General features: G+C 50.2%; 10 protein-coding genes, 1 tRNA gene and 1 pseudogene. 6 read left to right on the top strand and 6 right to left on the bottom strand.

What is annotated here, in order from left to right; translation table 11 throughout:
- Positions 1-2: 2 nt before the first annotated feature.
- A complete protein-coding gene (locus CNE01S_RS16175; RefSeq protein WP_061277325.1) occupies positions 3-821 on the bottom strand; it encodes a creatininase family protein in 819 nt (272 codons plus the stop codon).
- Between the two features lie 430 nt (positions 822-1251).
- Here CNE01S_RS16175 and CNE01S_RS16170 point away from each other — a divergent pair, with 430 nt between their 5' ends.
- The 4 genes from CNE01S_RS16170 (at position 1252) to CNE01S_RS16150 (ending at position 5229) form a co-directional block, all read left to right on the top strand.
- Entirely contained in the window at positions 1252-1701 is a 450-nt protein-coding gene (locus CNE01S_RS16170) for a cupin domain-containing protein (RefSeq protein ID WP_061277324.1), read from the top strand.
- Positions 1702-1999: 298 nt separating this feature from the next.
- Entirely contained in the window at positions 2000-3691 is a 1692-nt protein-coding gene (locus CNE01S_RS16165) for a methyl-accepting chemotaxis protein (RefSeq protein WP_061277323.1), read from the top strand.
- Between the two features lie 167 nt (positions 3692-3858).
- On the top strand, positions 3859-4158 hold the full coding sequence (locus tag CNE01S_RS16160; RefSeq protein ID WP_061277322.1) for a DUF1889 family protein: 300 nt from the start codon (positions 3859-3861) through the stop codon (positions 4156-4158).
- A gap of 387 nt (positions 4159-4545) precedes the next feature.
- Positions 4546-5229, top strand: a complete 684-nt coding sequence (locus CNE01S_RS16150; protein WP_082763239.1) for a colicin-like pore-forming protein — start codon at positions 4546-4548, stop codon at positions 5227-5229.
- A 155-nt stretch (positions 5230-5384) separates the two neighbouring features.
- Here CNE01S_RS16150 and cui read toward each other — a convergent pair whose 3' ends face one another.
- The gene (gene cui, locus CNE01S_RS26000; RefSeq protein ID WP_369406088.1) at positions 5385-5765 is read right to left on the bottom strand and encodes a colicin immunity protein Cui; all 381 of its coding nucleotides are present in this window, start codon (positions 5763-5765) and stop codon (positions 5385-5387) included.
- 604 nt (positions 5766-6369) lie between these two features.
- On the opposite strand from cui, the pseudogene CNE01S_RS25035 reads away from it, so the two are divergent.
- Positions 6370-7162 (top strand): annotated as a pseudogene (locus CNE01S_RS25035) (transposase).
- Between the two features lie 114 nt (positions 7163-7276).
- On the opposite strand, the gene CNE01S_RS16130 reads toward CNE01S_RS25035, so the two are convergent.
- Positions 7277-7352 (bottom strand) — tRNA-Ile (locus CNE01S_RS16130).
- Between the two features lie 126 nt (positions 7353-7478).
- Here CNE01S_RS16130 and mug point away from each other — a divergent pair.
- Positions 7479-7985, top strand: coding sequence for a G/U mismatch-specific DNA glycosylase (gene mug / locus CNE01S_RS16125; RefSeq protein WP_061277317.1), 507 nt, complete (start codon positions 7479-7481; stop codon positions 7983-7985).
- Between the two features lie 163 nt (positions 7986-8148).
- Here the strand turns inward: mug and rpoD are convergent, their stop codons facing one another.
- The 3 genes from rpoD to rpsU form a co-directional block, all read right to left on the bottom strand.
- Positions 8149-9993 carry an RNA polymerase sigma factor RpoD gene (rpoD, locus tag CNE01S_RS16120; protein WP_008460031.1) on the bottom strand — a complete coding sequence of 615 codons (1845 nt, stop codon included), beginning with the start codon at positions 9991-9993 and terminating at the stop codon, positions 8149-8151.
- Positions 9994-10143: 150 nt separating this feature from the next.
- Complete coding sequence (gene dnaG, locus CNE01S_RS16115) at positions 10144-11889, bottom strand: DNA primase (protein WP_061277348.1); 1746 nt, start codon at positions 11887-11889, stop codon at positions 10144-10146.
- A 153-nt stretch (positions 11890-12042) separates the two neighbouring features.
- Positions 12043-12258 carry a 30S ribosomal protein S21 gene (gene rpsU / locus CNE01S_RS16110; protein ID WP_001144069.1) on the bottom strand — a complete coding sequence of 72 codons (216 nt, stop codon included), beginning with the start codon at positions 12256-12258 and terminating at the stop codon, positions 12043-12045.
- Between the last annotated feature and the right edge of the window lie 249 nt (positions 12259-12507).

Raw genomic sequence — 12507 nt, 5'->3', positions numbered from 1 at the left:
ATTCAGCGACTAAAAGCGGTGTGTGGGGTCAGCAGGCTGAGATCGGCCCGGCTGACCTCTTCTATTAGCTGCAGCAGGGCGCGGGCGGCACGCTCAACCTCAATTTCACCTCTTTCGGCATCGGCGGCGGCGGCGTTCCCCGTGGTGCCCGAAGGATGGAGATCCTGAGCCATCCAGCCAAAGCTGACGCCGCCTTCCGGCGTGAGGATGCCTCCTTTGGCTTCCATCGCTACCGAAGCCGAGACAAAATTATCCGCATGCTGCATGTGCACTAACTCCGGGTGGAGGTGCAGCATCACGCTGGTTTCTGATTCCCCGCCGTGAATGCCGTGTTGACGCTCCACTTCGCTGTAAAGATCGGAAGTATCAATGGTGCGGAACCAGCTGGCGCCAACCGCCAACATCCCTAACTCCACACGTAGCTTACGGCAGACGATTTCCATCAGCTGTGGCTGCCCGCCGTGGGAGTTCCAGAAAATGATTTTGCGGATGCCCGCTCGCCATGCGCTTTTGGCCATTTCAAACCACACCTGGCCCAGCACTTCATAGGGCAGCGTGAGCGTGCCTGGGTAAGCCAGATGTTCGTCAGACTTGCCGATGGGCAAAGCGGGCATAAACAGCACGGGCAGGCCAGCGGGGCGATGTTCTACCGCTCGCTGGATAATTCCGGCGTTGATAGCGGCATCGACCCGCACCGGCAGGTGGGGGCCATGCTGCTCCACGGCGCCAACGGGCAGCACCGCGACAATATTGTGCATCTCCAGCTCGCTGAATTCGCGAGTGGAAAGATCCCACCACCAGGGGGAAGAGGGCAGTTTCATAGGGCGTCTCCTTTTCCTTCAAGCTGCCATACCCGACCGCATCGTTAAAGCAGTAAAAATGGCGCATTGCGTTGCCTTTTTGAGAACGAAATTTTGATGAGTCAGGACGACGGATGCTATTTTTCCCTGGCCGTAAGCTAAATTGAGGTTATCACAGGCTGCATTTAGCTTATTTAGTTCTTAATCATTCTTTTTTGACTTAAAGATAAGTTTAGTTTGTGAACGATTTAAATAAATAATTAAGGAGCTGAGTGGTGTTTACGCATAATTATTTTCTTTATGTATATTTAATTTATTAACTAAATAAACTTGTCGTGCATGATATTGACGAAATTGATCGCCTCTGATGTACTAACCTGGAATTTTGTTTTTTCTCACGGTGATTTACTCACCGAAAAAGTGCTGGTTGAAATTAACTCTGGATACGATCATGAAAAAAATAACACGGCTTATGTTGGCCACCGCAGGTTTGCTTGTTTCAATGCTTGGACATGCTGAAGCCACAAAAACAGATGCCAGTGAGCAACGTATTCCAGCGGTGAAATTGATTAATACGGCTGATAATCACTCTGCGTTTGTAAAAGGTTCTATTCCCTCTCTGGCAAAACTTTCTTCGGAAAATCTCTATTTCAGTAATACCTTTGAAGAGTGGCAGAAAGGCGTGCATCCGGCACCGAAAAAGCAGTACGTGGTTACCCTGAAAGGCAAGCTGAAGTTTAAGGTCAGCGACGGCTCAACGTTCATCATCGAGCCAGGCACGGTGCTACTTGCGGCCGATACGGCGGGTGAAGGGCATAGCTGGGATATCGTCGACGGGAAGGAGTGGGTACGCGTTTATATCCCGGTGGGTGAAGACGATCGCTTCATCGCAGATAAATAATTCCTGCACGGATAAAACGTCAATTTCAGCTCCGTTAACCACGAATGGGACGGGGCTGCCACTCCTAAAAATAGTAGTTTTAATTTATTAAAAATATTAATTAGCTCATTATTTGTCATCTCGCTGTCATTATTTTTTTTGTTGCCAGAACATTATAAATAATGACTAAAGAAGTCTTTCGATCTGCCGATAAAAAATCCGATAACTATCAAAGATACCGTCGCAACCGTTGATGTGATTTCTACCGATTACCTCCTCTTATTGCCTGCGATATAACCATAAAAGCTCAGAGGGATTTATGAACAAACTGAAGAATATGCGCCTTAGTACCATGCTTGGGGCTGGCTTTGCGCTGGTCATCGCCATTGGATTCTTTGTCGCATTATTTGCCAGAATGCAGTTGGTTTCTGTTGGAAATAACCTTAATTATGCAGCCAATGTCCGCCTGGTGAATTTGCTGTTGATCGTAAAGATTAAAGATAATATTACGGACAATGCCCACGATATTCGTGATATGGCGTTGTTCACCACGCTGTCGCATACCGAAGCCGAGAGCCGGGACTACATTACAAAAACCAACCAGGTACTCGAAAAGCGTATCGTGGACAACAACGTCCTCTTAAAGCAGCTGGATAAGGCGCTCAAGCTTAAGCATTCCCGCGAGTTATTCGACAACCTGAACAATGTCCGCCCGGCCTATTCCCAGGCGCTTCGCAAGGTGATGAGTGTAAGCGCTGCGGGGCAGTACGATGCCGCTCGTGCATTAGTCATCAGTGAAGTGGTTGGCCCGCAGGCCAGGGTGCTCGATGCGCTCAGCGAGATGATTAGCGATCATTCCGGTAGCACGGTGGACATGGCTCGCGGTTATGTTGAGGAAGCACACTTTGCCGGTAACCTGTTGTTGATCATTACGATCATCAGCGCCCTGATCGGCACTTTGATTGCCTGGGGTATCGGGCGAGCGGTGAAAGTTCAGCTTGGCGGTGAGCCTGTTTATGCTGTCTCCGTAGCTAAACAAGTGTCTGAGGGCCAGCTCAATACCGCCGTTGAACTGAAGCAAGGGGACACCAGAAGCCTGCTTGCGGCTATGGATGATATGCGTAGCCGTCTGCTCGGGGTCGTGCGCGAAGTGCGAGATAGCAGCCATTCTATCTCCGTGGGCGCCAGTGAAATTGCGGCTGGCAGCACCGATCTCAGCCAACGCACCGAAGAGCAAGCGGCCAGCCTGCAGGAAACGGCCGCTTCTATGGAACAAATGAGCCAGACAATTCAGCAGAATGCCGAGACGGTGCGCACGGCGACTCGCCTGGCCAATTCTGCCAGCGAAACGGCCACGCAAAGCGGGAATGCGGTCAATAATCTTGTTCTGACGATGCGTGAAATTAGCGAAAGCTCGCAGAAAATTGGCGACATTATTAGCGTCATTGACGGCATCGCATTCCAGACAAATATTCTGGCGCTGAATGCCGCCGTCGAGGCCGCTCGTGCAGGGGAATCCGGACGTGGTTTTGCGGTCGTTGCCGGGGAAGTACGCTCGTTGGCGCAGCGATCTGCTTCTGCGGCCAGTGAGATCAAAGCTCTGATTGAGGACAGCATGCGTACTGTGACAAAAGGATCGGATATGGTGAGTTCGGCGGGAACAACGATCGATGACCTGGTGCAGCAGTCCCACCGCGTGGCCGGGCTGATCTCTGAAATTGGTGTGACGACGGAAGAGCAGGGGCAGGGCATCACGCAGATAAACGTGGCTATTACTCAGTTGGATCAGGTCACGCAGCAGAATGCCGCGCTGGTGGAAGAGTCTGCCAGCGCGGCTGAGAGCCTCAGCGATCAGGCCACCCGGCTGGTGCAGTTAATGAGTATCTTCAATACCGGACAGGCAATTGCCGCGGCTAACGCGCGGCAGGCTAAATCTGCCCCAGCTTCCACGATACGCAAACCTGCGCTTGCCACGAGCGGCGGTAGCGCAGACAACTGGGAGCGGTTCTAATCTTCAGCGGCTGCCTGCCGGGTGCAGAGCAGCCGCATTCAGATACTGATAAGGCATCAGAGGCCTTAAACGTGACTGACCCTGAAAAAATGAAGTTTGATTAATGGTACATTTGATCTCGCGTGTCACAGTCTTATTTATTAAGCGGTTGATTTTAAGGATAAATTATGACAACAGCGATTGATAAAGCATTAGACTTCATTGGCGGTATGAACACCTCGGCCTCCGTGCCGCACCCTATGGATGAAAGCACCGCGAAGGGAATGTTTAGGTATCTCAAGCAACTGGGCGTCCCGGCTACTGCCGCTGACGTTACGGCACGAGGCGCTCAGGAGGGATGGAACGCCGATTTCACCAAAAAAGTAGCCGACTGGGCGAATAGAATTGAGTCCGGTGGTCGCGTAATCATTAAAAACCCTGAATATTTCTCTTCCTATATGAAGGAAGAACTCCGGGCGCTGGTGTGATTTAACGCCTTCAATCCCGAAAAATAAAAAGCTGACGCGCAATCGTCGGCTTTTTTGTTTTTTAAATACGATGAAATACTTTGGCATTCATATCATGAATGTTTAAAGCGGAAACTATCGCTTTAATAAATTAAACATGTTTTTCGGTTAATTCATCACACATTAGAAATCTCCAGTATCACTCTCCCTACATACCGGCAGTGGCGATACCATGGTTATCTGGCCCAGCACTGATAACTTAGTATACGGTACGGTGAAAGAAGCGATTAATTCAGATATCTGTCTCAGATGTGGTCAAAAAAATTGCCCATATATTAAGGACGGCAAGGATTACAAGGAACTGAGAAAAGCACTACGTAACAATGATATGAAAGCAGCGAGAGGAATATACGTACAACGATTCGCACAGTTTTCAAAAATGAACAACGGTATAATTACGGTGGCAATTCAGAAAAGGAACGAGGAACGCAAAAAAAAGAACTTGAGGTTCTGTCCAAAGCCAGTGAAATTATTATCGATATGGGTAGTAAAGTCAGTGAGCACTTTGGCTCAGAATATAAAAATATATCAACAAAAATCTCAGAGGACATCAGGAACTTCCATGGGAAAAGAACCCTGAGTTTTGAACAGGCAATGACATCACTTAATGCAGTGATGAATAATCCAAATTTAAAAATTAATAATGGAGACAGGGACGCATTAATCAATGTATGGAAGGCCATGAATGCCAACGATATGGCAAATAAACTCGGTAATATCAGCAAAGCATTTAAGGGGGCTGATATAGCAATGAAAGCTGAGAAGGTGAGAGAGAAAAGCATTAAGGGGTATGAAACGGGAAACTGGGAACCGCTGATGCTTGAAGTCGAGTCCTGGGTGTTGGGAGGAATGGCGTCAGGTATTGCTCTTGCCCTGTTCTCTTTAGTTATGGCAGGTCCCCTGCTGTCTGCAGGTGTGTCAGCTACTGTTGTTGGGCTGATGGGTATCGTTTTAGCCGCTACAGTTGGTGCAATGATTGACGATGAAACTGCGGGAAGGTTGAATGACCTAATCAAAAAATTATTCAGCTGAATTTTTTAATAAATGTTTGCCAGCATATCTGGCGGGTATTTAATTCCACCCGTTAGCTTTCATTTCATACTTGACTAGATAGGGAATCAATATCTATAGTCATTGCCACGCGGTGATTTTTGTTTGACCAGACACAAAGAGCAATGTCTGTAGTCTTATTTTGTCATTGCCTTTCTGATAATCAATGGTGCCAGTAACAATGCATAGGTCAACATAAAAATCAAGAAATACAGGCAAACATAAATGATTAACAACGAAAAGTCACTACTTGCCATGTTCCTTATAGGTCGGCCCATTGTTGTTAATTCAAAATTATCAAACAGAATAACATATAAAATAACTACGCTGAGTAGCATTGAACCGAGAGCCGATTTTATAGTGTTTCTTTTGTTCGACACCTTTATATCTCTTTTGTATTTTATTAATGTGGTAAAAAGCAAGGCTGCCAGTAAGGGTGATGTTTTGCAGTATAAATCCATAACTTTAGACATTACTGGATTACTTGACGATATGAATGCCGGAAAACTACCAGCCATTTCTGCGAAATGATAAAGCAGAGGTGAGTCAGGATTCTGTGAATATATAATAAAAATAAAACCTAATGGCAGGAGCCCTAAAAAAAGGAACCAGTAAAGTATTTTGTTTGCTATCGCGTTATTGTTATTAATTTTCATATGGTTTTCCATTTTACCTTTAACGGTGATTTATTCCTTAAACCTTTCGGGGAAAAATACCAAAAGACATAAAGCCGCTCATTTTTTAATATTCCAGTGCTCAATCAGGCAATTCAGCAGTGAAATGCACAATTGACGCTGTTCCCAATGATGTTTCTGGTCGTTAGATTCTGGCTGTCATTGCTTACTTATCCCCTTAATTACACAGGATAACAGATCTTTATTTATGACCTGAAAATCACCAACTCCCCTCATGGCCGACTCAAACACAACCGACAGCTAATGTATAACGATGAATGCACTTAAATGCAAATGCAAACCATTTGCATTGAAAGTGTTTTCTTTATTCCCCCACTTTTTACGTGTCAGCAAAAATACCCGTGGTTTTGTAAGCACCCCTGCAAAACGCACCATTCACTTTTAGAGATCTTCCTACATACTGTTTATGCCCCCTGAGGAGATCGTCATGCGCAAAGCCCGATTCACCGAGCACCAGATCATCACCGTTCTGAAGTCTGTTGAAACTGGACGCACCGTCAAAGATGTCTGCTGCGAAGCGGGAATATCGGAGGCCTCGTATTACAACTGGAAAGCAAAGTACGGCGGTATGGAAGCCTCTGATATCAAAAAGATGAAAGATCTTGAGGATGAAAATCGTCGTCTCAAACAGATGTTTGCCGATCTCAGTCTTGAATGCCGGGCCCTGAAAGACGTTATCGAAAAAAAGCTTTAAAACCAGCGATAAAGCGTGAACTCGTCAGCTATCTGACGGCGCAATTTGCCATGAGCATCCGTCAGGCCTGCAGGACATTATCGCTGAGAAGGACGGTATATTTTTATCAGCCCGATACCCGGCGTGACGAACCGGTGATCCTGTCGTTGACTGAACTGGCAGAACGCTATCCGCGATACGATTTTAAGAAGCTGTTCCAGCTGCTGCGCAGGCAGAATAACGCCTGGAATCATGAGCGTGTTGACCGAATTTACTGCCTGCGGAAACCCATGGTGTGGACCTGGAATTTATCAAGCCGAGTAAGCCAACACAGAATGCCTTTATCGAGCGGTTCAACCGGACGTACCGGACAGAAATCCTGGATTTTTACCTGTTCAGGACACTGAATGAAGCACGGGAAATCACCGGGTGTTGGCTGGTTGAATATAACAGCGAACGGCCTCATGAATCCCTGAATAACATGACGCCGGAAGAGTACCGACTGATGGCTGAAAAACCGGAACTCTCAAAAAGTGTGTGGAACTGAAACGGGTGTGCTTACAGGGGATCTTGGGGAGATGAAAAGGGGACACTAACCGCAGAAATGAAAAAGCCACTTTGCTAGAAAGTGGCTTAATCATATGATTTTAAAGCTAAAATTTGGTGGCCCCTGCTGGACTTGAACCAGCGACCAAGCGATTATGAGTCGCCTGCTCTAACCACTGAGCTAAGGGGCCATGGCGCTGAATTATAATGTAACTGTCGATGGCAATCCAGCGCTTAAATGGCATGTGCTTATTTTATAAACAATTGCGAATCAATCCCTTATACTTTCCACTCGATTCATTCAGATGGGAAATGTAATGGTCAGCGATATCCTTCAGCCGAACCTTCGGGTCGTGTTCTGCGGCATTAATCCGGGTAAATCATCCGCTCATCTTGGGCTGCCTTTTGCTCATCCTGCTAATCGCTTCTGGAAGGTTCTTCACCTGGCGGGTTTTACCGACCGACAGCTTAAGCCTGAGGAGGCGCAGCTGTTGCTTTCCTACGGCTGCGGCGTGACGAAATTGGTTGAGCGGCCAACGGTTCAGGCAAGTGAAGTGGCGCTGCAGGAGCTGCGTGCCGGTGGCCGAGAGCTGATTACTAAGATGCAAGAGTACCAGCCGGGAGCGCTGGCTATTCTGGGCAAGCAGGCGTTTGAGCAGGCTTTCAGGCAGCGTGGTGCGAAATGGGGCAGGCAGGAGGTTACCCTCGGTGATACCGAGGTGTGGATTTTGCCTAATCCGAGCGGCTTGAGCCGCATAACGGTGGATAATCTGGTGGAAGCTTATAAGGAGCTGAATGAGTCGCTGGCGGCGCGTGGGCGGTAGGTAAGGTGTTGCCGTTTTCCCTCACCCCGGCCCTCTCCCAGAAGGAGAGGGGGAATTGAAAGAGGCCCCCAGAGGGAGAGGGAAATGAGTGGAATCGAGGAGAAACAGCAAATTCAGGGCAAAAAAAAGCTCCCAGGCGGGAGCTTTTCAGTTTTCTGAACGATTAATCGTCCAGGAAGCTACGCAGGACTTCAGAACGGCTTGGGTGGCGCAGTTTACGCAGCGCCTTCGCTTCGATCTGACGGATACGTTCGCGGGTAACGTCGAACTGTTTACCCACTTCTTCCAGCGTGTGGTCGGTATTCATGTCGATACCGAAGCGCATACGCAGGACTTTCGCTTCACGCGCTGTCAGGCCAGCCAGAACGTCGTGCGTTGCAGAACGCAGGCTTTCGGAGGTGGCAGAATCCAGCGGCAGCTCGAGGGTGGTATCCTCAATGAAGTCACCCAGATGCGAATCTTCATCGTCGCCGATTGGCGTTTCCATGGAGATAGGCTCTTTGGCAATTTTCAGCACTTTACGGATTTTGTCTTCCGGCATCAGCATACGCTCGGCTAACTCTTCCGGCGTTGGCTCACGGCCCATCTCCTGCAGCATCTGGCGCGAAATACGGTTGAGTTTGTTGATGGTCTCAATCATATGCACCGGAATACGGATGGTACGCGCCTGGTCGGCGATGGAGCGGGTGATAGCCTGACGGATCCACCAGGTTGCATAAGTCGAGAACTTATAGCCGCGGCGGTATTCAAACTTATCAACGGCTTTCATCAGGCCGATGTTACCTTCCTGAATCAGGTCGAGGAACTGCAGACCACGGTTGGTGTATTTCTTGGCGATAGAAATAACCAGACGTAAGTTCGCTTCAACCATCTCTTTCTTCGCACGGCGCGCTTTCGCTTCACCAATGGACATGCGACGGTTGATGTCTTTTACCTGCTCGATGGTCAGGCCGGTTTCTTCTTCGATCTGCTGCAGTTTCTGCAGGCTGCGGTGAACGTCTTCGGAGACTTCGTGCAGCTTCTCAGACCACGGCTTGTTCATCGCAATGGCCGCGTTGAACCAGGTTTCGCTGGTTTCGTTGCCGGTAAACAGCGTGATGAAGTTTTTCTTCGGCATTTTGCACTGCTCAACGCACAGCTTCATAATGATACGTTCTTGGGTACGAACGCGGTCCATCATGACGCGCATGCTGTTGACCAGGTAGTCGAACTGCTTCGGCACCAGGCGGAACTGTTTGAACACTTCAGACAGCTGCAGGATCTCTGCGGCGGCGTCAGCGTGGCTGCGGCCCTTCGCCTTGATGGTGTCGCGAGTCAGTTCATACTGCTTACGCAACTCACCAAATTTTTCGCGCGCCAGTTCCGGGTCGATGCTGTTGTCATCGTCGGAGCTGTCGTCGTCAGACTCTTCGTCTTCGTCCTCATCATCGTCCATCTCTTCCTGAGAGAGTTCGGAGCCGACGTGGGTTGCGGTTGGCGCAAGATCTTCTTCCGCGTTCGGGTCAACAAAGCCAGTGATAAGGTCGGACAGGCGTGCTTCTTCAGCTTCGACGCGATCGTACTGCTCCAGCAGATAGGTGATCGCTTCCGGGTACTCGGCAACCGAGCACTGTACCTGGTTGATACCGTCTTCGATACGCTTCGCGATATCGATCTCACCCTCACGGGTTAACAGTTCAACGGTCCCCATTTCACGCATGTACATACGCACGGGGTCGGTGGTACGCCCAATTTCGGACTCCACGCTGGACAACACCTGGGCAGCCGCTTCTTCCGCGTCTTCATCGGTGCTGTTAGAGTTTTCAGCAAGCAAAAGATCATCGGCATCAGGGGCTTCTTCCATCACCTGAATGCCCATGTCGTTGATCATTTGGATGATGTCTTCGATCTGATCGGAGTCGACGATATCTTCCGGCAGATGGTCATTGACCTCGGCATAGGTCAGATAGCCTTGCTCCTTACCACGTTGGACAAGAAGCTTGAGCTGTGACTGCGGGTTTTGCTCCATAAGACGGTATCCACACTTCAGTATTAGGGTTGTGTCGGTAGGCGTTGCCGCCAACAATAACGTACGAGGGCTGATTTATTTTTATGCCGCAGCCCGTCCGTGCGGCGTTCGGGGGTGACCCGATCAATGTTCGGCAGTTAAGCCGCGAATCTATTTTTTGGCGCGCGAGTGCGTGATCACGCGAACTTCTTCACGCTCCGCCGGGGTAAGCCCGGTCGTTCTGGAACGTGCCATTAATTCTTCAAACCTTAGCTCCAGCGCTGACTCGAAAAGATGGTCCAGCGAGTCGGTGAACGTTTTTTCAGCAATGTCCTTATCTGCTATATCGTCCCACGCCGAGAGTTTTTCAAGGGTCGAGGCCTCATTTGTGCCACGATATTGTTCCAGTAGCTGCCCGGTAGTCAGGCCTGGATGCGCCAGGCAGGCGTCCACCAGGCTGCTAAACAGCGTTAAACCCGGCAGCTTTGCGGCATCCAGCCCGCTTAGTGGCGGGACCAGCGGAGCCAGTTCCGGATTCTGTACCAATAACCCTATCAGTATACGCATGGTTGTGCGTTTTAGCTGAGGTGCCGGGCGAGGTGTAGCACCTTCGGCCTGTTTAGGCATCAGCTTTTCAAGCTGGCTGTCGTCCAGAATGCCGAGTTTATTACCCAGCTCCTGGCGCAGATAGATACGCAGCGTTTCGCCGGGTACCTGGCTAATCAGCGGCAGAGCCAGCGTGCTTAGCCGCGCTCTTCCGTCTGGCGAACTCAAATCAACCTGCAGCAGCAGGCTGTTAAACAGGAAGGTGGAGAGCGGCTGAGCCTGCTCCATCCGCGCTTCAAACGCGTCCTTTCCTTCTTTACGCACCAGCGTATCCGGGTCTTCGCCGTCGGGCAGGAACATAAACCGCAGCTGACGACCGTCCGTCATATAAGGTAGCGCAGTTTCCAGCGCTCGCCATGCCGCGTCTCGCCCTGCGCGATCGCCGTCATAACAGCAAACGACGTTGTCCGTTACCCGGAACAGCAACTGAATGTGATCGGCGGTTGTGGAGGTGCCGAGGGAAGCGACGGCGTAGGAAATGCCGTATTGCGCCAGCGCCACCACATCCATATACCCTTCGACTACCAGAAGGCGTGCCGGTTCCGGCTGGCTCTGCTGGGCTTCATACAGGCCATACAGCTGGCGGCCCTTGTGAAAAATGTCGGTTTCCGGGGAGTTCAGGTATTTCGGCAGGGCATCGCCCAGCACGCGTCCACCAAACCCGATGACCCGGCCGCGTTTATCGCGAATCGGGAACATCACCCGCTCGCGGAAGCGGTCATAACTGCGGCCCTGGTCGTTGGTGACCAGCATGCCCGCATCCGTCAGCGCCTGGCGGTTTTCGCTGTTGCCGCCAAAACGTTTAAGCGCATTATCCCAGCCTGGCGGCGCATAACCGATAGCGAAATGGCTAATGACCTCATCGCTCAGGCCGCGCTTGCCCAGGTACTGGCGCGCCGGCTCTGCAGCGGGCTGCTTCAGGGACTGCTGATAGAAGGCGTTCAGGCCGTCCATCAGTTGATACAGGCTTTGGCGCTGGTGTCGTTCGATCTGGCTTGGGCCGTTGCCAGCTTCGTACGGCACTTCAAGGTTGTGCATGGTCGCCAGCTCTTCAACGCTTTCGACAAACTCGAGCTTGTCGTAGTTCATCAGGAAGTCGAGGGCGTTACCGTGTGCGCCACAGCCAAAGCAGTGGTAAAACTGTTTATCACCGTTCACGGTGAAAGAGGGGGTTTTCTCGTTATGGAATGGACAGCATGCGTGGTAGTTCTTGCCCTGCTTTTTCAGCTTCACGCGAGCATCGATCAGGTCGACGATGTCGGTGCGAGCGATCAGGTCATTGATAAAAACACGCGGGATTCGTCCAGCCATAGGCCCCATGCTATATCCGTCATCTCTCAGGCGGTGGCCTAAAAGCTCAGGGATATGTCAGTTTATAAACGAGAATAAGCCGCGCATTCCTTTCGGAAGCACGGCCTTATAACTACTACTCAGTCTGAAGTTGAGGAGTGAATCCTCAGAAGATTAGTACAGACGAGTGCGGCGTGCGTTTTCGCGAGCCAGTTTCTTCGCGTGGCGTTTCACAGCAGAAGCTTTAGCGCGCTTACGTTCGGTCGTTGGTTTTTCATAGAACTCACGACGACGGACTTCCGCCAGAACGCCTGCTTTCTCGCAGGAACGCTTGAAGCGACGCAGTGCTACGTCGAACGGCTCGTTTTCACGTACTTTAATTACCGGCATGTAACTCTCACCTTTAATAATTCGGTTTGCCGCTGGCATACAGGCCAGCTTAATTCAAAATGGTGCGGAATTTTACTGCAACTCTTGCTGCTTTGTAAAGCACCGAACGACCAGAAACCTGGCTTTTAGGGCCGGTATCTTCCAGGGCCGCAGATTATACACCATTCGGCCCCTCCAGGGGCAGCAAAGTTTTACAAAGGAAGCCACCGGGATTAAACTTCGCGCCGGGCCAAAGAGGTAAAACAAGCC

Source organism: Cedecea neteri NBRC 105707 = ATCC 33855, assembly GCF_001571265.1.
GTDB classification, from domain to species: Bacteria; Pseudomonadota; Gammaproteobacteria; order Enterobacterales; family Enterobacteriaceae; genus Cedecea; species Cedecea neteri.
The sequence above is the reverse complement of the archived record's forward strand: the minus strand, read 5'-3'. Positions and strand labels throughout refer to the sequence as shown.